Raw genomic sequence first — 24081 nt, forward strand, 5'->3', positions numbered from 1 at the left:
ACGAAGATTTGCTCTAGTAAAGAGTGTGTGAAGCTTCAAGGAGGGAGAGGACAACGAATACCGCTGAGGAGCGAGCAATTGATGAACAGCAATCGAACTTCTTGAACTTCGAACGGCACATTACCCGCCGGGCGGACCTGCGTCAATACTTATCTTGTAACCGTTTCACTCGGCGGCCCATTCTGCAGAGGGAGCGATGCGGCCCTGCCTGGCTGCGCCCCCTTGTCCTGCTTCACACGATACGCCATATTTCCAGACGAACCAGTTCAACTTGAAGCGCGGACGAATCGAGATCTCGCCGGAGACGATCACGCTCGGTGGGTATGCCGCCTAACACCGGGCGGTGCGTGAGATGAAGGCCGATGGCCAGCTGCCGGAGGACACGAAGATCCAGTCCTCGAAGTACCTGAACAATCTGATCGAGCAGGACCATCGAAACATCAAGTCCAGAACGAGCGCGATGCTCGGCTTCAAGCGATTCAGGTATGCCGTGACCACGATTTCAGGCATCGAATCGATGCATCGCATTCGCAAGAGTCCGTTCATCGTGCGTGGCAATACCGATGACCCGACCGTACTTCAGAATGGGAGCGCCCTCTTCAATGAGACGCCCAGCCCTCCCGAGGCAGTTCCTAAACCGATGCGACGCGCTCCAGCATCGCTCGTATTCGCAGTGGTCCAGGATTCACACCGAGCTTGTCGGCAAGTTGTACGAGCGGCAAAAAACGCCGCTGCAATTTCTCGGTGTGATTCTGCGCGATGTCCGCTATCCGGTGCTCGAGAAACGGATTGAGTAGACGATCGCGTAATTCGACGAGATACGCGAGAGCCCGCTCGCGCTGACCCAGGGCCGCAAACGTCGGGAGCACGTCTTCCGCCCAGACAGTTTCCAGGTTGGCGCGCAGGATCGGGTCGTTCATTGCCTGACATACGGTCTCGTCAACCGGCCTGCGGTCCTCTAGCCAGCGCTGCGCCAGATAGCTGTGACCGAGATTGAGCATGAACAGCTTCAGACGCTCGAAGTGCTGCAGATTGTCAGTCAACACGATGTTTTCGTGAGTGCAGGGCAAAACCAGTCCCGGCTGCTGCTCAATTGCCCAGAGCGCATACGGCTCGGCAACGGCGCCTACCGGTTCAATTGCCTGCGAAACGATGCGGTCGACGAGGGAATTGGCCCATATGCAACGCGTTCGAAGATAGGTAGTGAAGGACTCCGGCAGGCGCCATGTCGTCGCCAGCGTCACGACGAGTTCGCGCAACGTATCGCCATTGTTGACCACGAGTTCGCACGGAAAAAGAGAAAGCGGCGCATCAGGATGTCTTTCCCAACGAGCATGAAGCAACACCAACAGCTTGGCCGGAAAGCTATGTGGCACGCGCTCCGGATGATTCAGAAGCGCTGCGGTATCCCGGTCATCAAGCCAGAACCCCCTGTCTCCCGTATTCGAAACAATCACCTGGGCATGTTCCGATACGGCATCTCGCACCTGTTTCCAATGAGTCTCGGCGTGCCAGGCTGCGCGTACCGCGTCGCCACTCAGCATCTCGTCCACCTGTGCTCCGTGACGCATACCTCGAATCCGTACCGGATATCGTCCGCCGCCTGCCAGCGCGGCAATGCGCTTCTGACTTGCCTCGCTGCTGGTGGTCTGCACGACCGTTATGCCGCCGAGCGCGGCACCGCGCACCATGGCTTGCGAAACAAACAGGTCGACATGCGCCTGAAGAAAGCGGCTGGTCCCGAACTGAAGAATTGGCTGGCTCATGGCTGATATCCGATATGCGTGATCGTCAGCATTCGATGATGGCTTTCACTACGCCCGCGGACGGCTCGAGCAGTTTCGGAAATTCCGCGGGAACTTCGGCAAGTTTCATCCGGTGTGTATTGAGTGCCGCATCGGGCACCTGGCCAGCACTCATGGCTCTGAGCACAGTTTCGAAATCTTCCGCTGTCGCATTGCGGCTTCCGATCAGCGTGGCTTCGCGCTTGTGGAACTCCGGATCGGAGAAAGTGATCTGGTCTCTCACCACGGAAATCAGCACATATTTTCCGCCGTGCGCAATAAACTCGAAGCCGCGCTCCATGGCAGCCGGATTACCCGTCGCATCGAAGACCACGTCGAAGAATTCGCCGTCGGTGAGTTTCGTCAGTTCGTCGATGTCGGTATCGCCGATCTGCACGGTAGCCGCCACTTCAATTTTCTCCGCGCAGAAGTTGAGACGATCGAGCCGTGTATCAAGCGCCGTCACCGTGGCCCCGCGCAGACGTGAAAAGATCATCGCGGCCATACCGATCGGACCTGCACCGACTACCAGCACGCGCTGTCCCGCCTGAACGTCTGCGCGACGAACCGCGTGCGCGCCAATGGCGAGAAACTCGATCATTGCCGCCTGATCGAGCGTGATCCCTTCAGCCTTGTGAACGAACTGACGCGGCAGACTTAGATACTCCGTCAATGCGCCATCACGGTGGACGCCCAATACCTGAATGTTCACGCAGCAGTTCGTTTTGCCGTTCCTGCAAGCAATGCACCGACCGCATGACAGGTAGGGCATCACGTAGACCGGGTCGCCGACGGCCAGGCCGGAATCCGCATCGGCCTCTTCGACCGTCCCCGACAGTTCATGTCCCATCACGCGGGGGTACGCTAGAAATGGCTGATTGCCGGTAAAGATGTGCAGGTCAGTGCCGCATACGCCGACGCGTCGCACTCGTAGCAACACCTCGCCGCTGTCTCGCGATGGCATTGAGCGCGTCTCGGAGCGCAGTACGCCGGGAGTTTCACAAATAACGGTGAGCATGAGGTTTCCTCTTTCAAGTACAGGACCCGCGAAGCCATGATCCGGTTTCGATGCGGGCTCGGCTAATTTGTCTCTTTACGGCGAGATCAAACGAGTGCGATGTTGCGACGACACTTATTCGAGGTAAAAGACCTCTTCCATCCGGGCCCAGTGTTCCGACGGCGCACGACTCGGCAGCGGTTTCTGGCACGGACCGCACAGGCTCCACCAACGTTGTGTTTCGGGGTCGCTCGCAATCTCCGCCATATCGCTTTCATAGTCAGTTCCGACGTATTCCCAGTAACCGAACAACAGGTTCTCGGGTTCCCGCAGGAAAATCGAATAGCGGGTGATATTCGAGCGCTTCAGCCGATCGAGCACCGTCGGCCACACCTGCGCGTGCAGGCGTTTGTATTCGTCGACGCGCTGCGGATCAATGCCGATGACCATTCCCATTCGTTGCATCACACTCTCCCTATTCTTCTAGCCGGTAGAAGCGATAAGCGTTGCCGCCGAACACGGCGTCTTTATCCTCACCACGGGCAAACCGCTCACAATATGTTTCACAGGCGGCAAGCCACCCGGCGTAGTCGCCGAAGCCTGATGCGAGCCGCAGGACAGGCCAGTCACTCCCCCACAGCAGACGGCGGGTACCGAACAATCGGAATAGCGTTTCCACGTAGGGATCGAAAGCAGCAACGTCCGTGTGCGGCGGCGCTTCCGTCCATAAGCCGGACAGCTTGCAATGTACGTTTTCGAGTTTGGCCAGATCGTCCATGGCGCTTCGCCACGGCTCCAGTTGCCTGATAGCGATCAGTGGCTTGGCTGCATGATCTATAACAATCCGCAGACCGGGATATCGCCTCGCGAATGCGACCAGTCCGGGGAGCTGACGCGGGACGATCAGTGCATCAAATGCAAGGTCATTCGCGAGCATCGCCGTGATCGCCGGTCGCAATGCCGGGTCGTCGATCCAGTTGTCGTCGGCAAGATCCTGCAGCATCGGCCGCAGCGCTTTCAGCTTCGGGTGGCAGGCCAAAGCATCGATCGTTTGCGGCGCGTCCGGTGCTTTCAGATCGGCCCATCCCACCACACCACGGATAAAAGAGTGACCGGTCGCCAATTCGAGCAGGAACCCGGTGTCTTTGCTGTCCGGTAAGGACTGGACCAGGACGGTTCCGTCGATACCGCATTGTTCAAGCAGCGGTTCAAAATCGGCCGGCCCAAAGTCTCGATAGATCGCTTCGAGGCGAGCAGGCGGCCAATGCCCCACACGCGCCGCGAGGTGCCAGAAATGGTGATGTGCGTCGATACGCAGGCTCACTCGACCACCTCGGGCACAGGTGCGGTTTCCGCAATCAGACCGTCCGACTTCAGCTCCTGCCACAATCCGGCTGGCAGCGCCTGCTCAAACCACGCGACGTTCTGCCGGAGTTGTTCGACACTGCGCGCGCCGACCACGCACGACACAACCGCGGGATGCGCAAGGGGAAACTGCAGTGCCGCAGCGGGTAACGGAACCTCGAATTCGCGGCAAACCTCAGCCAGCCGGTGGACGCGCGACACGACACCGGCGGGGGCGTCCCCGTAATTGAACTTGCCATTACCTGCCAGCACGCCGGAATTGAACACACCGCCGGCCACGATCGAATTGCCATGCCTTACACAATCGTCGAGAAATGGCGACAGACAATCCTGCTCGAGGAGCGTATAACGGCCCGCGAGTAACGTCACATCGAGCTGTATCTCCTGCATGGCTTCATGCACAACTTGCCATTCATTCACTCCAAGACCGATGGCTTTGACCTGCCCTGCACTACGCAGCGTGTCGAGTGCGCGGAAGCCCCCTCCCTCGGTCAGCTGTTTCCAGAACTCGACGTTTGCATCCCCATGTGTCATTCGACCGATGTCATGCACATACAGCAGATCGATCTGCGGAATACCGAGACGCTGCTGGCTGTCTTCGAAAGACCGCATGATGCCGTCGAAGCTGTAGTCGTAGTGCGGCCGGAAAGGAAGCGGCTCAGCCCAGCCGTCATCGCCGCATTGAACAGTCGGATCCGGCCGAAGAAGCCTGCCGACTTTCGTACTCAGCACGAACTCGTTGCGTGGCCGTGCTGACAGCGCGTCGCCCACGCGGCGCTCCGAAAGCGTGTACCCGTAGAATGGCGCGGTGTCGAAATAGCGCAGACCGAGCGACCATGCTTCGTCCATCAGCGCGCGCGCCTGTTCCGGCGGCATCGTGCGATACAAGCCGCCAAGTTGCGAACAGCCCATACCGAGTGCGCTCAGTTGCACGGCCCCACGCGACAGATCACGCAGATCACTTGCTTTCATCAGGAATTCCGTTTCCAGGGAGTCGTTGCCGGATGTCCAACGCCTTACAGCGTGTCTTGAACGGCGCAGTCCTCAAGGGCGGACAACGCCGTCAGGCGTCGTCCGCGCCGCGCTTCAATACAACACGTTCTTCGCGACCGGTTGATCGATATTGTTCTTGTCGACCATCACGACACCGGTATCCAGCTGCTTCGTAACCGGCTTGCGTTCGATGACCTCCACCGCTGTTTTGACACCTTTGTAGCCCATCTGATACGAGCCCTGAACAGCGATGGCCTGGATGGTGCCGTCCTTGACGAAGCCCTGGAGGTCCTGGTTGCCGTCAAAACCGATCGCGACGACCTTGCCGGCTTTGCCGGACTGCGCCAACGCACGCCCCATACCCACGGCGGTCGGTTCGTTCGCACCGAAGATGCCCTTCAGATCCGGATTGGCCGACAGCACGTCGGTCGTCTGATTGAGCGCGGTCGCCATCTGCGACTGCGAGTAGAACGGTCCGACGATCTGGAGCTTGGAGTGCTGCGCGAGATACTTCCGGAAACCGCCCACGCGGCCGATCTCAGAACCCGCGCCGGCCACGTACGACATCACAGCGATTTTTCCTGTCTGTCCGACGCGGTCAATCATTGCTTTCGCGCACAATTCACCGGCCTTGTCGTTATCGGTCGAGAGAAACGACTGGTAATACTGCTTGCCGGAATCGGACACGAGCGAATCGATCAGGACGACCGGAATCTTTGCCTCCCAGGCCTTCTTCATTGCCGGGACCAGCGCATCGGGATCGGACGGCGCGAGCACGATCGCCGCGACATGCCGGTTCACCGCGTTCTCGACCATATTGACTTCGTCCGCCACGGCTGACTCGGTCGCCGGTCCCTGGAACGTCATCGTGTAGCCGTTCAGCCCTTTCATGCCCTCCGTTGCACCCTTTTGCACGTTCTGCCAGTAATTCGAGTTGGCCGTCTTGACGATCACGGCGATTTCTCCGCTCGCCGCATTCGCGTGGGCCGTCACTGCGGTCAAAAGTGCGGCGGCCAATGCCAGATACATCTTTCTCATGTCTCACTCCTTGGTTGGTGATTGCACTGCTTTGTTGGACTTCTCGAATGGCATCATTCGATGTGCTTTATCGACGGTTTCTGACCTGGTCGATCCAGACCGTGCCGAGAATGACCAGTCCGATGATGATTTGCTGGACGAAGCTCGATACGCCGTTCATGTTCAGGCCATTGCGCAGTACGCCGATGACGAACGCACCGATGGCCGTACCCGAAATCGTGCCGACGCCGCCCATCAGGGACGTCCCGCCAATCACGGCGCTCGCGATCGCATCGAGCTCGTACATGACGCCTTCGTTTGGTTGCGCCGTGACGAGGCGCGACATCAGCACGCACCCCGTCAGACCGGCGAGTACGCCGGACAGCACATAGGTAAATAAGGTGACGCGCCGGACATTGACGCCGGAGAGCCGCGCGGCTTCGGCATTCGATCCGACCGCGTAGATGTGCCGGCCGAGCGAGGTGCGCGTCAGCATGATCGATACAGCCACCGCCAGCACGACCATGATGATCACGGGATAAGGAATCCCCGGAAATACCGTATCGGGGAATCCGTCCGCTCCGACATGCGAGATGCGGAACAGCGCGCCATTTCCGAGTTCGCCGAAAGCGTCGCCGAGTCCGGAAACCGGGCGCGCACCCGTGATCTGAAGCGCGAGACCGCGCGCGACCAGCATCATGCCGAGGGTGGCGATAAAGGGCGGCAGACCCATACGCGTGACGCACAGGCCATTGACGAGCCCGCACAGGCCGCCCACCACGACGCCGCCGAACATGCCGAGAGGAATCGGCACGCCGGCCTTGACGAGCAACGCGGCAACCACACCTGACAGCGCAAGGACGGAACCCACGGACAGGTCGATTCCACCCGTAATGATCACGCAGGTTGCCGCCACGCCGAGATAGGCAATCGACGTCACCTGCAAGGCGACCGTCATGCCGTTTTCGAGCGAGAAGAACGCGGAACTGGTCGATGAAAAGACGACCACCAGCATGATCAGACTGCCGAGCGCGGCGAATTTCTGAATCAGGTCGCGACGCCGGAGCTTCGCGCTGGTGTCGACAGTAGTGGTCTGTTCGGATGTTATTTCAAGCATGATTTCGTCCCGATGCGAAGTGCATGATTTCTTCCTGATTGGTGTGGCGCGTCTCCAGGATCGTGGCGATCCGGCCTTCGTGGAATACCGCGATGCGATCGGACATACCGAGGATCTCGGGCAATTCCGAGCTGATCAGCACGACGCCGATGCCCTGCGCGGCGAGCCGATCCATCAGCGTGTAGATCGCGTATTTCGCGCCGACATCGATGCCGCGCGTGGGCTCGTCGAAAAACAGAATCTTCGATTCGCGAAACAGCCATTTGCCGATGACAACCTTCTGCTGATTGCCGCCGGACAGGTTGCGCGTGAGTTGATGGACCGTCGGCGTGCGGATTCCGAGCGTTTCAACGTAACGCTGGGCGATGCTCGCTTCTTCGGCGAAGCGGATGAAGCCGGCGCGACCCGACACCGCCTCGATATTGGCCAGCGTGATGTTGGTCGCGACCGGCATCTTCAGCGCGAGGCCGTCGCTCTTGCGGTCTTCCGACAGATACGCGATGCCGTGGCGAATCGCGTCGATAGGCGAGCGGATCGAGACGCGCTCGCTCCCGATATGAATCTCGCCTCCGTCCGGCTGGTCAGCGCCGAAAATCGCCCGTGCCACTTCGGTCCGCCCTGCGCCCATCAAACCGGCGAAGCCCAGAATCTCGCCTCGCCTCAGTTCGAACGAAACCGGCCCAAATGCCGGTGCGCGCGACAGATTGTCGACACGCAGCAGCACCTCCTGCGTCACGACCGAGCGGCGCGGCGGGTACGCATCGTTCAGCGCCCGGCCGACCATCCGCGCAACGATCTCATCCATGCTGGTCGCCGCGAAATCGTCCGTTGAAATGTGGTGTCCGTCGCGCAGCACCGTCACGCGGTCGACGATCTGCTTCATTTCGTCGAGACGATGAGAGATGTAGACAATGCCAACCCCGTTCTCGCGCAACTCCTTGATGATCCGGAACAGGTGCATGGTTTCGGATTCGGTGAGCGACGAAGTGGGTTCGTCCATGATCAGCACCTGGGCGTCGAGCGAGAGAGCCTTGGCGATTTCGACCATCTGTTGCTGGGCGATCGACAGCGTCCCCACCAGCCTGGTGGGCGGCAACGACAATCCAATGCGAGCGAGCGCGCGCTGGGCGTTCCCATTCAATCGTGCGCGATCGATGAACGGTCCGCGTTTGGGCTCGCGTGCCAGGTAGATGTTTTCCGCAATCGAGAGGTGGGGCACCAGATTCAGTTCCTGGTGAATGATCGCAATGCCTGCTTCCTGTGCCTCGAGTGAGGATGCGAACCGCCTTTCCACACCGCGAAAAACGATCGTGCCGGCATCGGGCTGGTATTAGATTAGAAAATAAATCGCGCGTTTGGTCAAGCCAATTTGTATTCTGTCGATATTGGCCTTACCAGGTACAAACCCGCATCGTTCCTACCGAACGTGCGCAAAGCCTTGCCGGGCTTGCATGGTAGACTTGATCGCCGGTCGAGGGACGACCGGGCCATTTTTTCTTCCGGCAGCAAAATGAAACAGACTGAGCCAAAGCGGCTTTACCAATTAGTCGCCGACCAGATTCGCGGCCTCATCCACGGAGGCGATTTCCCTCCGGGTTCGAGACTGCCGGCCGAGCGCGAGTTGTCGCAGCAACTGGGTGTTTCGCGCCCATCTCTGCGCGAGGCGTTGATCGCCCTGGAAATCGGCGGCAGCGTCGAGACCCGTATGGGTTCGGGCGTCTATGTGCGCGAAACCGCAAACGAAAGTGAAGGGTCACTGGCTGTGCTAGGCGAAAGTCCGACGGAAATCATGCAGGCGCGGGCCGTGATCGAAGGCAGCCTCGTCGTGCTCGCCAGCACGCGGCTCACAGCCGGCTTTCTGGACCGGTTGCGGCGCAGCGTGGAGGCGATGCATCGCCTCGCCTCCGCCGGCAAATCTCCTCTGGAACCGGACCGGCAGTTCCACCTGATCATCGCGGAAGCGGCCGGCAATACGGTGTTGAGCCGATATGTGGCCGATCTGTTTGACGCGAGGCGTGATCCGATCGGGGCGAGGATTAGCGAACTCGCGGAAAATACGGCCACATGGATGGCTGCGGTCGAGGAGCACGAAAAAGTCCTGCATGCGCTGGAAGCAGGTGACCCTATTGCTGCAGAAGCGGCGATGCGATCGCATCTGAAATCTTCTGAAGTGCGCTGGGTCGGGAGTGACATCAGGAAGGTCGCGCCCACCGATGCGGACGGTAAAGTTACCCGCGCGCGACTAGGTTGAGTTGCGAATCGAACCACTTTGAGCGGGCATGTCGCGAGAAGCGTCGCCACGCATCGTCAATTGCGCCGATGACGGGTGGCGCCCATGCCGCCGGGCAGTCCCCGGCGCACCCGGCGGGGAGCGGCGTAACGCCCGGACGCTCACGACGCTCTTAGCGAGTTTCGCGGTGGCGCGTCATCGTGATCACGTGGGACGCCGGACCTTCAATGCTTCAGGCAAGTGTCGGCGTTCTTCCATGTGCAGACGTCGAGTCCTGTGTGGATGACCGGAGGCACCGACTTGCCTTGCGCGAGGTCACGCATGACCATCGCGGCGCGGTAGCCCATTTCTTCGGGCCGCTGGCCGACGAGCACATTCACCTTACGTTCCTTGAGCGCCTGCAATTCGGGCCCGAGCGTATCCGCCGAGACAATCACGAACTTGCCGTTCTTGATCTTGTCCATGATCGGCGCGACGACCTGCGAAAAGGCCTGCGGCGCAAAGAGCGGCCAGCCGCCCGCCAGCAGAAAGGCGTCGAGACCCGTGGGGTTGGCGGTCAGCGTGTCCTGCATCATCTGGTTCGCCTTGGCGGCATCGTCGTTCACGTAGAGCGGGCAGCCACTGATCTCATGCCAGCCGTTCTCGCCAGCGAGCTTCGAGATGCCCTTCTTCCCGGAGAGCACGTCGCGCGCGCCCTGGGCCCGCTGGTTGATGTTCTCCGCCGCCGGATTGCCCATCACGAGGCAGACATTGCCGCCCTTCGGCATCAGCATCTTCAACTGCTCGCCGAGCTTGGCGCCCAGCTCGTAGTTGTCGGTGCCGACGTAGGCCTTGCGCAGCGAGGCATCCTTCGGCAACAGATCGGCATCCGCTGTGATGACGGGGATCGATCCGCCGCGGCGGCGCAACACCTCCCCCACGGCCGGCGCGTTCGCAGGCGAGATTGCCATGCTCGCGACGCCCTTGGTCAGCAGATCGTCGATGATCTGCACCTGCGCGCTCTCGTCCGCAGCGGTCGCGGGGCCGGTGTAGTAACAGTTGTAGCCTTGCTTGTTGAGTTCCTTGTTCGCCCGTTCGCATCCCTGATGCATGAGGTCGAAGTACGGGTTGTCGAGACCCTTGACCACCAGCGCGAGGGTTTTGTCCGCCGCGAAGCCTGGAGACGCCAGCATTGCGAGTCCTCCAGCCACAGCAAGACACATCCATAGATTCTTCATGGTTTCCTCCTGTTCGGCGCCGGCTCTACGGCGCCCATGTCGGCCCACCCAGTTTCACAACGTTTCCCCACGGCAGGCCCGGAATCGGGCTTCGGCCTGTGAGCGGAATCTTGCGGTCTTGTGAAACCGTGCGTCCGCCAGTTCCGCGTCTGATCCGGCCGCGCCCGCCTCCTGCAGCACCTGCCGCGATGCGGCCGGTGCATCCGAAGACATTTCAATCTCCTTGCCGCTCGCCGCCGAGCCGGTTAAAGAGCACCGCGACAATGATAAAGGTGCCGACCACCGTGCCCTGCCAGAACGCGTCGACGCCGAGCAGGATCAGGCTGTTGCGGATGACTTCGATGAGCGCCGCGCCGACGACAGTTCCGAAGGCACTGCCTACCCCGCCGGCCAGATTGGTTCCGCCGACCACGGTGGCAGCGATCACGCGCAGTTCATCGCCAGTGCCGAGGCCTGTCGTCACCGCGCCTAGCCAGCCGACTTCGAGAATCGCCGCGACGCCCGCCATGAGGCCGCAAAGCATATAGACGGAGCAGACGATGCGGCGCACCGGCACTCCGGTCAGATTCGCCGCATGGCGGTTGCCGCCGATCGCGAAGACGTAGCGGCCCCAGCGCGTCCAGCCGAACGCGAACCAGAACAGCAGCGCAAGCAGGATCAGGAACCACACCGGGTTGGCGACACCGAGCGTCGCGCCGCCGCCGAGCGCAAGGAGCTTGCTGCCATCGGGACCGAAATCGAAAATGGTCCGGCTGCGGGAAATCACGAGCGCGAGGCTGCGGCCGACGCTCAGCATCGCAAGCGTCACGACGAAAGGCTGCATGCCGAGATACGCGATGAGCACGCCGTTGACGAGACCGACGAGCCCGGCGGTCAGGAGCCCCATGCCGATGCCGGCCCAGATCGGGTAGCCCGCGTTCATGACGACCGAGAGCACGATGCCGCTGATGCCAATCGTCGAGCCGACCGAAATGTCGATGCCGCCCGTGACGATTACCGCCATCATGCCGAGCGCGACGATGGCGACGAACGCAAAGTTTCGCGTGACATTGAAAAGGTTCTCGGAGGTCGCGAAGGTCGAGGTCGCAAAAGAAAGGACGAGGCAGGCGACGGTCGTTGCCAGCACGACCCAGAACACCTGGCTTGCAAGCAGTCCCGACCAGCGGGTATGCGTCCTCGCGGACTGTGGATCATCGAGCAATGTGGGCATTGGAGGGGGCCTTCGCGGTGCGTCCTTCAACATTGGGTCTCCCGTGCGAGGCAGGTTCAGGCGGCGGCGATGGCTCCGGTGATGAGACCGGTCACTTCTTCCGGGGAGGACTCTTCGGTCTTCTTGTCCGCGACCTTGCGCCCGCGCCGCATGACGACCACGCGGTGGGCGACGGCGAATACGTCAGGCATGCGGTGGCTGATGAGGATGACCGCAATACCGTGTTCGGACAGGCGTTTGATGAGATCGAGCACCTCGGCGACCTGGCGGACACTGATCGAGGCGGTCGGCTCGTCCATGAGGACGAGCCGCGCTTCCGAGAGGCGCGTGCGGGCGATGGCCACGGCTTGCCGCTGCCCCCCGGACATTTGCCGGACGAGGTCGCGCGGGCGCGTCTCGGACTTCAGTGCCTTGAACAGTTCACCGGCGCGCCGATACATGGTCGCGTGATCGAGCACGCGGATGGGCCCGAACCCGACCCGCAGTTCGCGGCCAAGAAAGACATTGGCGGCCGCTGTCAGGTTGTCGCAAAGCGCGAGATCCTGATAGACGACCTCGATGCCGCGAGCGCGCGCGTCGACCGGCTTGTTGAAATGCACGGGCCTTCCATCGATGACGATTTCGCCGTGCGAAGGCGGAAAGTTGCCGGCGACGACCTTCACCAACGTCGATTTCCCAGCCCCGTTATCGCCCATGAGCCCGACCACCTGACCCGGCTCCAGACTGAGCGTTACGTCGATCAGGGCCTGAATGGCGCCGAAATGTCTGGAAACGCCTCTGAGCTCAAGAAGACTCATGGACTGTCGCGCTCGCTGGGGTGGAGGCGCCCATTGCATTGGCCGGGCGGCCAGTAGACATGCGAAGCAAGTAGATGTTTTTTAGTGCACGATGCGGCTTTTAGCAAGCCTCTTTATGACGGGGTCCATTGCGCCGTCTGCCCGTTGGAAAGACGACTCAATCGCGCGACGATGTTGTTCGAGGCAGAAAAAGGCAAATACAATGCGATTCATGGCGGCTCGGATCTTTATGTTTGTACGACGCCCGAGAAACATCGCACGATATCAGAGCGTCCCCGGCGGTCCTGCTAACCCTGATGTCTCGCGCTGCGCGCGGTAGTCGAAAAAACCTCGTCCAGGCTGGTTACGCCACGACCTCTTCCATTACCGCTCATTCTGCGCGTGACGTAACACTCAATGATCTTGCCGGAGTGCAAAACAGATGTTCCCACCTTGGTTCATGCGCTCCGTATTCGCGGGATCCAACGTGCAGTTGACCGGACGCGATAGGCGGTCCGGTCGAATGGAATGCTATGCATGCGTAACCGGCCCGATGCAGTTGCACGCGGTCCAGGCAAACCCCGTCTGGATCAAGGTCTCTCGCGTCCACAACTTCTTCGCAGTTGTCCCGCGGGATCAACCCGAGCGAACATGCATGCGCTCCCCAGAAGCCAGTCGCCGCCCGACGGTACTTCGAGAAGGCCATCGATCAGAATGGCGCGCCCGAAGCCGTAACTATCGACAAGAGTGGTGCTGCCGAGACGTCGCTGTCAGGTTGAGAAGGCGCTCGGGAAAAATGTCTGGATGAACAAAGCAAAATCCCTGTTTCACACGCATGAAAGGATTCCGCATCCCGCAGCGCACGCAGGCGTTGCGTTCGGACCGATCCGTCAGAAGCATCGTGCCATCGCAACGAACTTGAGGCGCGACTCACCGCCTGGCAGCGGCGGACAACTGTCGAAGCCGCCAACCGTGAACGTTAATGAGGATGCCATAGGTTACCGGCAGAACTCACACGGTCCACGTCAAGTTGACAACGCCGAAAGACCCGTTGATCGCGCGACTGCGACGCAAACACTCATGTAACAACGCCAACCACTGCATGCATGACGGCACCGCTGAGCGCGTCACGGTCCGCTGCAGAAAATGGCCGTTAGCAAGAGGGGGACAACTTGATGAATGACAGCGCCGCTGCCGGTCTGGCGCGCGTGCGCTTCTACTGACTCGGTGGGGCCGATTACTACCACGCCATAGGCTGAGTCCGTGACGGGCCGGCCATCTCCGCGTTTGAACAGTGCATCGTCGTGTTCATACCCGAGGACGGCGTAGACGGGAAAGCCAAATGCCGTCAACTTGCTGCCGTGCGCCGGTCGAAAGGCGTTGACCGAGTTTGCTTCGACGCGCATCGGATTCGGATCGATATACTGGCTCTTTAGCAGCGGGGCGATGAACGCGTGTGCGTTCGATCTACAGTCGAGTTGCGAATCGAGCGCGTGGGCGTAGGACGAGCCCGAAGGGAGCCCCGCGGCGATTGCAGTAAGCCCCGTTACCCAGATGTAGATTGCGGAAACCTTCATCAGTCACTCCACTCAATCGAGCTTGCTCACGGTCCGGGACCAGCATGTACTGCACCCGCTGCGGTTTCATGGCCAGCGCTCATAAGCGCATTCCAGGTCAGCGTGAGGGCCTCCCCGGTGGCACTCCGGCACCATGTCTTCAAGATGACGAAGACTCGGCGCACGGGCCTCCTCGCGGACACCGAGACCAATCGGGTTCCTCACCATTCGCCAATGCCGACTCCAACGCATGAACAAAACGCTGAAACGCATCCAGGGTTCCATGGACGCTTCGGTAGTCGGTGCAACCGATCCTGCCATCAAGTACGACCAGCATTCCGGCATTCCCCGCCAGTTCCAGGATGTTCATTGCGTTCTCCTCAGATCGCCCGACTATCGACACGTCGCTCACGCAGCAAGCCGGCAAGCGCGCATCGCGGACCTCCTGGCATCCAGCAAGACCGTCTCGATGAGCTCCTGGGAACATAGGGAAGTGCCCAGCCCGGAACGGGACGATAAACATGCAGTTCCATGTGTGATAAGCGCAGTGCGCGTTGAATACCTGCTCGTTGGACAGGTCCCAAGCTCGCCATGCGACAGCCAGGACCCTCACAACGCCCACCGCGCGCCCACTACTCCAACACCTCCCGCACGCCGTTTCATCGCAGTCCCCTCCGAGGCAGGATCTCCTTGGCGCGCGCCATCCGCACAGTATGGCGAGCACCAGGCAGCATTAAAGGCCGGGCGATTCCAGACATCGGTAACGCAAAACCGCGGCTTGTACTAAAAATGCGAGCACGGTCGCGTTACCACACGGTCGACCAGGCGGGCCAGATTTCCCGTGCCGACGTGCCAGGTCTGTCTATCCAGTTCATGGGTAGGCATGCATCACTGGCCGTCTGGACGCGGGCGGGAACACGCGCCACGATCCGTCATCGTGCCGGAAGAAGAAAATGGCCAGCGAGCCGCTCGTTCGCAATGACTCCACACGCACGCAGCGTCTCTGGCTCGAGTTTGCACGACCGTATCGCGTCAGGCGGACCGGCATAGCCGGCGTGGGCGCCAGCCATTTGTCAATCAACCATCGCAAGGACTTCTGATCGGTGTTCATCTGCTGCTCCTTCAACCCCATGGCCGTTGATCGGCCGCGCCCCTTGCCGTGCGCCGTCACGCCGCCCCGTCCTCGGGGAACTCGGTGTGCAAGTCGGCCGCGGATTCGTCGCCGGCGCGCGCTTCGTGCTGATAGATCAGGTCGCGAACTTGCCTCGACGCATTCAGCAACAGACCCGCTGAAATAGGTCTTATGACCAAATACTAGTGGTCGATAGACCCATAATCAAGACCGGTAAGGAGGGGAGAAATACCAATAAGTACGAGGATTTAGCGACCGCTCGATGGGTCAGACCCAAGCAATTGATCGTTAAGCCCGTGATTGGGAGTATGTTAACTGTGTTTAATTGGTTTCTTGACCTACCATACATAGGTCGGATGACAAAAAGGGATGGCTGCTTCGGCCGCCCGGCGGCACGGAGACACTGACTGAGGAATCACCTCTTGAGCCAGGCGCGAGCCGAGTCTGGCGCGCCATTTCGGCGGCCGGAACGAACTGTCCTGCGGAGATAACCCGTCACTGAGGAGTTGGGCGCAGATGAAAGAAATGACGATCACATCGGCGGAAATGCTAGGCTCGAGCGCGCCAGCCGAGCCCAAGCGGCGAGGCAACAGAACAACGCGCGTGCCGGAGATCCTCCAGGTCGCAATCAGCGTTTTCGCTACCGAAGGTAACGCAGGGTTCACCCAACGCCGTGTGGCGAGCGATGCGGGTATTCGCCTGAGCACCTTGCAGCACTATTTCGGTACCCGGGAAGACCTGTTGCGAGCCACGTTGAGAGCGATGGCCAACCGCTACCTCGAGCTTTATCGAACGCTCGCCAGAGATAAGCTTCGATCGCCGGAAGCCCGCCTCGATGCGATCATCGACGAGGCGTTTGCTGCACTAACGCGGCCTGGCACCAGCACGAGCGCCTTCGCCCTCGAATCGTGGAGTTTGGCCGAGCATGAGGATTTTGCGCGCGATTTGACGGCGGAAATCACGGGAGAATTCCAGGAAATCTTTGCGGGTCTTGTTGCGAAAATAAACCCGGCGCTGACGTCTGGGGAATGCGCGCTCCGAGGTGCTTTGCTCGTCTCGCACTTGCAAGGCCTGGTCGTTTTTATCCGTCGAGCCGGAGATAACGCGCCTGATCTGGACGCATTTCGGACCGCCGCAAAAGTCGTTTGGAAAGCGCTGAGTAAAGCGCCTCAATAAGCGCGCTCAACTTCGACTGTTCGAAACACCTGCTCAAGTCGTCGGACCGGCGAACGTCGCCGGTCAGGCAAGAAACCAACGAAAGCGCAGCGTCGCGAACAAAAGCCGCAGTACCTCAGCGTTCGACGGGATGCGGCTCCTTCAGCTTGTTCGCGACACGCACCGCGTCGTAGTAGGCAGCGTTCGGCGGCCGCTTCAGGTATTGCCCTGCGCCACGCTGCGCGCGCAGATCACCGTCCGCCCACGCATGCGCACCGCGCGTGAACGTGTGCATCGCGACGCCCTGCACCTTCATCCCTTCGAAGACGTTGAAGTCGACCTTCTGATGATGCGTTTTCACCGAGATCGTCTTCGTCGCAGCCGGATCCCAAACGACGAGATCCGCGTCCGCGCCCACCTGCACGGCCCCTTTGCGCGGATACAGATTGAAGATCTGCGCGGCATTCGTCGACGTGATGCGCACAAACTCATTCGGCGTGATGCGTCCGCGATTCACCCCCTCGTGCCATAGCACCGACATCCGGTCTTCGACGCCGCCGCAGCCGTTCGGGATCTTCGTGAAGTCCTCGCGTCCCATCGCCTTTTGCGATGCGCAGAACACGCAGTGGTCGGTGGCTGTCGTATGCAACTGACCTGATTGCAGGCCGCGCCACAGCGCCTCGCGATGCTCGCTCGTGCGAAACGGCGGGCTCATCACATGCGCGGCAGCGCGCGTCCAGTCAGGGTCGCGATACACAGATTCATCGATCACCAGATGCCCCGGCAGCACCTCGCCGAACACGCGCTGCCCTTCATTGCGCGCGCGCGAAATCGCTTCGACGGCTTCTTTTGCCGAAACGTGCACGATGTACACGGGCACGCCGAGCACCTGCGCAATGCGAATCGCGCGATTGGCCGCCTCGCCTTCCACTTCGGGCGGACGCGACAGCGGATGCGCTTCCGGCCCCTTGAAACCCTTCGCCAATAGCTGCTTTTGCAACTGGAACACGAGCTCGCCATTCTCCGCATGCACCGTTGGCAGCGCCCCGAGTTCGAGCGATCGCGAGAAGCTGTTCACGAGTACTTCGTCATCGGCCATGATCGCGTTCTTGTAGGCCATGAAGTGCTTGAAGCTCGACACGCCATGTTCGTGCACGAGCGTGCCCATGTCGCGATAGACCGAGTCGTCCCACCACGTCACGGCCACATGAAAGCCGTAATCCGACGATGCCTTTTCCGCCCAGCCACGCCATTGCCTGAACGCATCCATCAGCGGCTGCTTCGGGCTCGGGATCACAAAGTCGATAATGCTCGTCGTGCCACCCGACAGGCCCGCGGCCGTGCCCGAATAGAAGTCGTCGCTAGCCGTTGTGCCCATGAACGGCAGCTCCATGTGCGTGTGCGGATCGATGCCGCCTGGCATGACGTACTGGTCGTGCGCATCGACGACCTGCGCGCCCTCGGGCGGCTCGATCGTGCGATCGATCTGCAGGATCGTGCCGCCGTCCTGCGGGTCCGCGATCAACACATCGGCTCTGTGCGTGCGGTCGGAATCGATCACCGTGCCGCCGCGAATCAGGGTTGTCATCTGTTGCCTCCTCCTTCAGATCAGGAAGTTCACGCGTTCGCCATGCTCGCGCCCTGACTGCGGCGCAGCTTCATCCATGTGCCGTAGACGATCGATGCAAGCGCCAGTCCCACGAACCATGCATACGTGTAGAGCGTATTGAGAAACCCTGGCACGTTCGGAAACGATGCGGGGAACGCCGTGTGCAAAAAGCCCGGCAAATTAGGCAGCACGCCGATCACTAGCGCGACGACGGCAGCCATGTTCCAGCCGCCCGAATAGCTGTATTCGCCGTTCTCGTCGAACAGTTCGCGCGGGTCGAGCCGCGTGCCGCGAATGAAGAAGTAGTCGACCATCAGGATGCCGGCGACAGGACCAAGCAGCGCCGAATAGCCGACGAGCCAGGTGAAGATGTAGCCCTGAGTGGTCGCGAGAATCTTCCACGGCATCATCACGATCGCAATGCTCGCCGTCATGAAGCCGCCCGTGCGATACGAAATGCCCTTCGGCCACAGACTCGAAAAGTCGTATGCAGGGCCGACGAGATTCGCGGCGAGATTGCAGCACATCGTGTCGAGCGTGAGGATGATGAGCGCGACGCCGACGCCGATACCCGTCATACGGCTCGCCAGATCGATCGGGTCCCAGATCGCCTTGCCATAGATCACGACGGTGGCCGACGTAACGACGACCGAGATCACCGAAAGCAGCGCCATCGGTACGGGCAATCCGATCGTCTGGCCGACCATCTGATCGCGCTGCGTCTTCGCAAAGCGCGTGAAATCAGGGATATTCAGCGCGAGCGTCGCCCAGAAGCCGACCATCGCGGTCAGGCTTGGCCAGAACGTCATCCAGAAAAGCCCTTCCTTCTTGCCGCCCGGTACAAACTGCGAGGGCGCTGACAGCATCGAGCCGAAGCCGCCCGCTTTCGACGTCGCCCACCAGACCAGCGCAATGCACATCACGACCTTGATCGGCGCGGACCAGCTTTCGAGCCGGCGAATCGAATCGGTGCCATGCACGATGAAGTAGATCTGCAACGCCCAGAACGCGAGGAAGCACGCGAGCTGTCCGACCGAGATATCGAGGAACGGCAGCGCCGCGCCATGCAGCGCATTACCCGTGAGGATGTTGAGCAGCGTATAGATCGCGCTGCCGCCGAGCCACGTCTGGATGCCATACCAGCCGCACGCGACGATCGCGCGCAGCATCGCGGGCAGCTTCGCGCCCTGCGTGCCGAACGACGAGCGCACGAGCACCGCGTACGGAATGCCGTGCCTGGCGCCCGCGTGTCCGATCAGAAGCATCGGCGCCAGCACGATCAAATTGCCGAGCAACACGGTCAACACCGCCTGCCACGGCGACATGCCCGCCTCCGTCAAGCCTGCCGCGAGCATGTACGACGCGATGTTCATCACCATGCCAACCCACAGCGCGGCGAAGTGATACCACCTCCATGTGCGTTGCGCCGGGCCCGTGGGCGCGAGGTCGTCGTTATAAAGACTGCCGCCGTGCGCGCCGGTCGCATCGGACGCGCCGGTGGATTGCGCTGTCTGATTCATCGATGGATCTCCACTTGGTCGTTCGTTGACTGTGGGTGCTGCCGCTTTTCAGGCTGCCGTGGCCGCTTGCTGTGCATCAGCCGTTTTTGGTGCGTCTGCGACGACATGCACCGGATTGTTCGGATGCGTGGTCCAGTTCGCGTACTCGCCGCTATCGACACGCTCCATCGTGATGCATTGCTCGACCGGACACACATGCATGCAAAGATTGCACCCGACGCAGTCCGCATCGATCACTTCGAAATGGCGCTTGCCCTCTTTCTCGCGCGTGATCGCCTGGTGCGACGTGTCCTCGCAGGCGATATGACAGAGGCCGCACTGGATGCACTTGTCCTGATCGATGCGCGCCTTGATGTCGTACTTGAGGTTCAGATACTCCCACTCGGTGACGTTCGGCACTGCGCGGCCGCGAATATCGTCGAGCGTCGCGTAGCCTTTTTCGTCCATCCAGTTCGACAGACCGTCCGCGAGATCGGACACGATGCGAAAGCCGTAGTGCATCGCTGCCGTGCACACCTGCACACTACCGGCGCCCAGCACCATGAACTCGGCCGCATCGCGCCACGACGAAATGCCGCCTATGCCCGATATCGGGAGATTCGGCGTTTGCGGATCGCGTGCGATTTCAGCGACCATGTTCAGCGCAATCGGCTTGACGGCGGGGCCGCAATAGCCGCCGTGCGTGCCCTTTCCGTCGACGGTCGGGATCGGCGCCATCTGGTCGAGGTCGACCGCGACGATCGAGTTGATCGTATTGATCAGCGACACACCGTCCGCGCCGCCCTTGTAGGCGGCACGCGAGCCGATGCGGATGTCGCTGATGTTCGGCGTGAGCTTCACCAGACACGGCAGCTTCGTGCCTTCCTTCACCCAGCGGGTGACCATCTCGACATACTCGGGAACCTGGCCGACAGCCGAACCCATGCCGCGCTCGCTCATTCCATGAGGACAACCGAAGTTCAGTTCGACAGCGTCGGCGCCGGTATCCTCGACGAGCGGCAGAATCCATTTCCAGTCGCGCTCATTGCAAGGCACCATCAGCGAGACGATCAACGCGCGCTCGGGCCAGTCGCGCTTGACCTGCCTGATTTCGCGCAGATTGACATCGAGCGGACGGTCGGTGATCAGTTCGATGTTGTTAAGACCCGCGATGCGCTGGCCGTTCCATTGCACCGCGCCGTAACGCGAACTGACGTTCACCACATGGGGATCGAGTCCGAGCGTCTTCCACACGACACCGCCCCAGCCCGCTTCGAATGCACGGTTCACGTTATAGGCTTTGTCGGTCGGGGGCGCGGAAGCGAGCCAGAAGGGGTTGGGCGATGTGATGCCGGCAATCGTGCAGCGTAGATCGGCCATGTTCGGCTCCGTGGAGTTCGGTTTTCGAGTGGCGTTGCTTGCGTTGGCGTTTGCTTTCGATCTCGCGCTTTCAGGCCGCCTTCACGGAGGCGAGCGCGAAAACCGCATCGATCGATGCCGCCGCGAGCTTGCCGTCCTGAACGGCCTGCACCGTCAGATCAAGGCCGCCCGATGCCGCGCAATCGCCGCCTGCCCAAACTTTGTCCAACGACGTACGCATGTCCGCATCGACTGCAATGCGGCTTTGATCGAACGTCAACAGTTCGTGATCGAGTCCGATCGATACCAGCGTCTGACCGATTGCTTTGAGCACCATGTCGGCCTCCACTGTGAAGCGCTCCGTGCCGCGGCCATTTGCAGCGCGTTCGAATTCGACGCCTGTCACGGATCCATCGCTGCCGATCAATCGCACCGGCTTCGCATGCGTGACGAGCGTCACGCCTTGCTTCTGCGCGAACTCGCGCTCAGCCCATGTCGCGCTCATCGATTCGACGCCGCGCCGGTACACCATGGTCACGCTCGTGGCGCCGAGCTTGCGGCTTTGCACGGCTGCATCGACAGCCGTATTGCCGCCGCCGATCACAATCACGCGGCGTCCCACGGGCACGGTCGACACGTCTCTCGCCTGACGCACCTGCGCGATGAAATCGATGGCGTTCATGACGCCGTCCAGCGACTCGCCTTCGAGTTCCAGGACGCGCGCACCAGCGAGTCCGACCGCGAGAAACACTGCATCGTGTTGCTGCCTCAACGTATCGAGCGTGATATCGCGGCCGAGTGCGACGCCAGTATTCAACTCGATTCCGCCTACTGACAATAGCCATTGCACTTCCCGTTGCGCGAAGTCGTCGACGGTCTTGTATGCCGCGATTCCGTATTCGTTGAGGCCGCCGCCTTTATCGCGGGCGTCGTAGATCGTCACGCGATGACCCGCCACCGCCAGACGATGCGCGCACGCAAGCCCCGCCGGCCCCGCGCCGACGACGGCCACGTGACGCCCGCTATCCGTTGAGCGTGCGAACTGCACAGCCTCGCGCCCCATCGCCCAGTCCGTCGCATGCCGTTGCAACGCGCCGATCGCCACGGGCTGCGCGTCCTGATGATTGCGCACGCAGGCGCCTTCGCAAAGGATCTCCGTCGGGCACACACGCGAGCACATGCCGCCCAATGGATTCGCGGAAAGAATATCGGTGGCGGCGCCCTTCAGGTTTCCATTGCCGATCTTGCGGATGAAGCCTGGAATGTCGATCTGCGTCGGACAGGCCTGCACACATGGCGCGTCGTAGCAGTAGTGACAGCGGCTCGCAGCCGCCGCGGCGGCCGTCGGGTCGAGCAGCGGCGCAATATCGTCGAACTCGCACGAAAGCTGTTCGGACGACAGACGGTGCGACGCGATGTCGCCGGTTTGCTTGATGGCCATACACGTTCCTTCATCAAAACGAGGACGTAGCGGTGCCTGCCGGCTTTGCGCGAACGAAGCCGGGACGGCGTGTTTCAAGGGTGAAGCGTTGCAACGCTACAGCATCATCGCGCGCCTAAGAGTCGCTCTCGCAAGCGCGCCCCAGCATCGCGTGCAGCAATACGTTCGCGCCCGCCTCGATCCATTCGGGCGTCGCGTCTTCGACTTCGTTGTGACTGATCCCATCGACACAGGGCACGAACACCATCGATGTCGGCGCGACTTGCGCGAGATAGCACGCGTCGTGGCCCGCGCCCGACACCATGTCGCGATGTGAATAACCGAAGCGTTCGGCGGCGACGCGCACGGACTTCACACATGCCGCGTCGAACTTGACGGGCTCGTAGTAGAAGATCTGATCGAGCTGCGTTTCGAGGCCGATGCCGCCCGCAATCTTCGAAACCCCCTCGCGCAACGCGGCATCCATCTTCGCGAGCACGGCATCGTCCGGATGACGGAAATCGACCGTGAAGAACACGCGGCCCGGAATCACGTTGCGCGAGTTCGGGTGGACCTGCATCATGCCGACCGTCGCGCATGCAAGCGGCGCGTGCTCCAGGCCGATACGGTTCACAAGATCGACGACACGCGCCGCGCCCAGCAATGCGTCCTTGCGGCGCGGCATCGGCGTCGGGCCCGCATGCGCTTCCTGGCCCGTCAGCGTGATTTCGTACCAGCGCTGACCTTGCGCATCGGTGACGACCCCAATCGTCTTGTGCTCGGCTTCGAGTATCGGACCCTGCTCGATATGCAATTCGAACGCCGCGTGCAGCGGATGGCCACCGCACGGCACGTCGCCCGCATAGCCGATACGCTCCAGCTCTTCGCCGATCGTCTTGCCGTCGACGTCCTTGCGCGAGAGCCCATAGTCGAGCGTAAAGACACCGGCGAACACGCCCGATGCCACCATCGCGGGCGCAAAGCGCGAACCTTCTTCGTTGGTCCAGATCACGACTTCGATCGGATGCTCGGTTTCGATGTTGCGGTCGTTGAGGCTGCGAATCACTTCGAGCCCGCCGAGCACGCCGTAGATGCCGTCGAAGCGGCCGCCCGTCGGTTGCGAGTCCGCATGCGAGCCCGTCAGCACAGGCAGCGCATTCGGGTTCGAGCCCGCGCGCCGCATGAACACATTGCCGATCTGATCGACGCTCACCGTGCAGCGTGCCTCCTTCGCCCAACTGACGATGAGGTCACGCCCTTCCTTGTCGAGATCGGTGAGCGCGAGACGGCAGACGCCGCCCTTCTTCGTCGCGCCGATCTTTGCCATCGTCATAAGGCTATCCCACAGCCGTTTGCCGTTGACCGCGATCGACGTATCGAGTCCCTGTTTCAACCCTTCGGATACCGCATTCATTCGTCTTGCTCCTCTCGATCAACACGCTTGCAGTTCAACCGCGAGACGCCTTGCATTGCCTCGCGACGAAGTGAAACTGGTGCATCGGCTACACGATCGGGATTCGCTTTGGGGCATCGATGCACCCGCGGCGTGCGTTGCGCAAATGCCTGCAACGTCGGATCACAGTCTTGGTAAACCCTGACCATGAAGCCTGCTGCGAATCCTGTCCGGTTGGACAGGTTGTAGCCG

General features: G+C 61.1%; 19 protein-coding genes and 3 pseudogenes. 4 read left to right on the top strand and 18 right to left on the bottom strand.

What is annotated here, in order from left to right; translation table 11 throughout:
- Positions 1–298: 298 nt before the first annotated feature.
- Positions 299–544 (top strand): annotated as a pseudogene (locus OKW44_RS10320) (DDE-type integrase/transposase/recombinase); the annotation flags it as partial.
- 88 nt (positions 545–632) lie between these two features.
- On the opposite strand, the gene OKW44_RS10325 reads toward OKW44_RS10320, so the two are convergent.
- The 8 genes and pseudogenes from OKW44_RS10325 to OKW44_RS10360 form a co-directional block, all read right to left on the bottom strand.
- The gene (locus tag OKW44_RS10325) at positions 633–1766 is read right to left on the bottom strand and encodes a mannitol dehydrogenase family protein (RefSeq protein WP_018424484.1); all 1134 of its coding nucleotides are present in this window, start codon (positions 1764–1766) and stop codon (positions 633–635) included.
- Positions 1767–1791: 25 nt separating this feature from the next.
- Positions 1792–2802: a zinc-binding alcohol dehydrogenase family protein gene (locus OKW44_RS10330; protein ID WP_026226535.1), complete on the bottom strand. Its 1011-nt coding sequence runs from the start codon at positions 2800–2802 to the stop codon at positions 1792–1794.
- A 114-nt stretch (positions 2803–2916) separates the two neighbouring features.
- Complete coding sequence (locus OKW44_RS10335; RefSeq protein ID WP_018424482.1) at positions 2917–3231, bottom strand: L-rhamnose mutarotase; 315 nt, start codon at positions 3229–3231, stop codon at positions 2917–2919.
- Positions 3232–3256: 25 nt separating this feature from the next.
- Positions 3257–4105, bottom strand: a complete 849-nt coding sequence (locus tag OKW44_RS10340; RefSeq protein ID WP_018424481.1) for an amidohydrolase family protein — start codon at positions 4103–4105, stop codon at positions 3257–3259.
- Positions 4102–5118, bottom strand: a complete 1017-nt coding sequence (locus OKW44_RS10345) for an aldo/keto reductase (protein ID WP_018424480.1) — start codon at positions 5116–5118, stop codon at positions 4102–4104. The genes OKW44_RS10340 and OKW44_RS10345 overlap by 4 nt, the downstream gene beginning before the upstream one ends.
- A gap of 114 nt (positions 5119–5232) precedes the next feature.
- Positions 5233–6177 carry an ABC transporter substrate-binding protein gene (locus tag OKW44_RS10350; protein ID WP_018424479.1) on the bottom strand — a complete coding sequence of 315 codons (945 nt, stop codon included), beginning with the start codon at positions 6175–6177 and terminating at the stop codon, positions 5233–5235.
- 67 nt (positions 6178–6244) lie between these two features.
- Complete coding sequence (locus OKW44_RS10355; protein WP_018424478.1) at positions 6245–7273, bottom strand: ABC transporter permease; 1029 nt, start codon at positions 7271–7273, stop codon at positions 6245–6247.
- A pseudogene (locus tag OKW44_RS10360) lies at positions 7266–8603 on the bottom strand (sugar ABC transporter ATP-binding protein); the annotation flags it as partial. The pseudogene OKW44_RS10360 and the gene OKW44_RS10355, both read right to left, overlap by 8 nt.
- A 180-nt stretch (positions 8604–8783) precedes the next feature.
- Between OKW44_RS10360 and OKW44_RS10365 the strand changes: the two are divergent.
- On the top strand, positions 8784–9524 hold the full coding sequence (locus OKW44_RS10365) for a FadR/GntR family transcriptional regulator (protein ID WP_018424476.1): 741 nt from the start codon (positions 8784–8786) through the stop codon (positions 9522–9524).
- A gap of 203 nt (positions 9525–9727) precedes the next feature.
- Here the strand turns inward: OKW44_RS10365 and OKW44_RS10370 are convergent, their stop codons facing one another.
- The 3 genes from OKW44_RS10370 to OKW44_RS10380 all read right to left on the bottom strand — a co-directional run bounded on the left by OKW44_RS10370 (position 9728) and on the right by OKW44_RS10380 (position 12727).
- Positions 9728–10720, bottom strand: a complete 993-nt coding sequence (locus OKW44_RS10370) for a sugar-binding protein (protein ID WP_026226533.1) — start codon at positions 10718–10720, stop codon at positions 9728–9730.
- A 214-nt stretch (positions 10721–10934) separates the two neighbouring features.
- Complete coding sequence (locus OKW44_RS10375; protein WP_018424474.1) at positions 10935–11930, bottom strand: ABC transporter permease; 996 nt, start codon at positions 11928–11930, stop codon at positions 10935–10937.
- A 56-nt stretch (positions 11931–11986) separates the two neighbouring features.
- Positions 11987–12727, bottom strand: coding sequence for an ATP-binding cassette domain-containing protein (locus tag OKW44_RS10380; RefSeq protein ID WP_026226532.1), 741 nt, complete (start codon positions 12725–12727; stop codon positions 11987–11989).
- A 653-nt stretch (positions 12728–13380) separates the two neighbouring features.
- Here OKW44_RS10380 and OKW44_RS10385 point away from each other — a divergent pair.
- Positions 13381–13461: pseudogene (locus OKW44_RS10385) on the top strand (IS6 family transposase); the annotation flags it as partial.
- Positions 13462–13833: 372 nt separating this feature from the next.
- On the opposite strand, the gene OKW44_RS10390 reads toward OKW44_RS10385, so the two are convergent.
- Positions 13834–14283, bottom strand: coding sequence for a hypothetical protein (locus tag OKW44_RS10390; protein ID WP_018424472.1), 450 nt, complete (start codon positions 14281–14283; stop codon positions 13834–13836).
- 850 nt (positions 14284–15133) lie between these two features.
- Positions 15134–15373, bottom strand: a complete 240-nt coding sequence (locus OKW44_RS10395) for a hypothetical protein (protein WP_084754480.1) — start codon at positions 15371–15373, stop codon at positions 15134–15136.
- 537 nt (positions 15374–15910) lie between these two features.
- Between OKW44_RS10395 and OKW44_RS10400 the strand changes: the two genes are divergently transcribed.
- Complete coding sequence (locus tag OKW44_RS10400; RefSeq protein WP_018424469.1) at positions 15911–16570, top strand: TetR/AcrR family transcriptional regulator; 660 nt, start codon at positions 15911–15913, stop codon at positions 16568–16570.
- 115 nt (positions 16571–16685) lie between these two features.
- Here OKW44_RS10400 and hydA read toward each other — a convergent pair whose 3' ends face one another.
- From hydA to OKW44_RS10425, 5 genes are all read right to left on the bottom strand, one after another.
- The gene (hydA, locus tag OKW44_RS10405) at positions 16686–18137 is read right to left on the bottom strand and encodes a dihydropyrimidinase (RefSeq protein WP_018424468.1); all 1452 of its coding nucleotides are present in this window, start codon (positions 18135–18137) and stop codon (positions 16686–16688) included.
- A 29-nt stretch (positions 18138–18166) separates the two neighbouring features.
- Positions 18167–19678 (bottom strand): NCS1 family nucleobase:cation symporter-1, encoded by a 1512-nt coding sequence (locus OKW44_RS10410; protein WP_018424467.1) that lies wholly within the window; start codon positions 19676–19678, stop codon positions 18167–18169.
- 48 nt (positions 19679–19726) lie between these two features.
- Positions 19727–21037 carry an NAD-dependent dihydropyrimidine dehydrogenase subunit PreA gene (preA, locus tag OKW44_RS10415; RefSeq protein ID WP_018424466.1) on the bottom strand — a complete coding sequence of 437 codons (1311 nt, stop codon included), beginning with the start codon at positions 21035–21037 and terminating at the stop codon, positions 19727–19729.
- A 70-nt stretch (positions 21038–21107) separates the two neighbouring features.
- Positions 21108–22457, bottom strand: a complete 1350-nt coding sequence (locus OKW44_RS10420; RefSeq protein ID WP_018424465.1) for an NAD(P)-dependent oxidoreductase — start codon at positions 22455–22457, stop codon at positions 21108–21110.
- 115 nt (positions 22458–22572) lie between these two features.
- A complete protein-coding gene (locus OKW44_RS10425) occupies positions 22573–23850 on the bottom strand; it encodes a Zn-dependent hydrolase (RefSeq protein WP_018424464.1) in 1278 nt (425 codons plus the stop codon).
- Between the last annotated feature and the right edge of the window lie 231 nt (positions 23851–24081).

The sequence above is a fragment of the Paraburkholderia lebeckiae genome (assembly GCF_050436325.1).
GTDB classification, from domain to species: domain Bacteria; phylum Pseudomonadota; class Gammaproteobacteria; order Burkholderiales; family Burkholderiaceae; genus Paraburkholderia; species Paraburkholderia tuberum.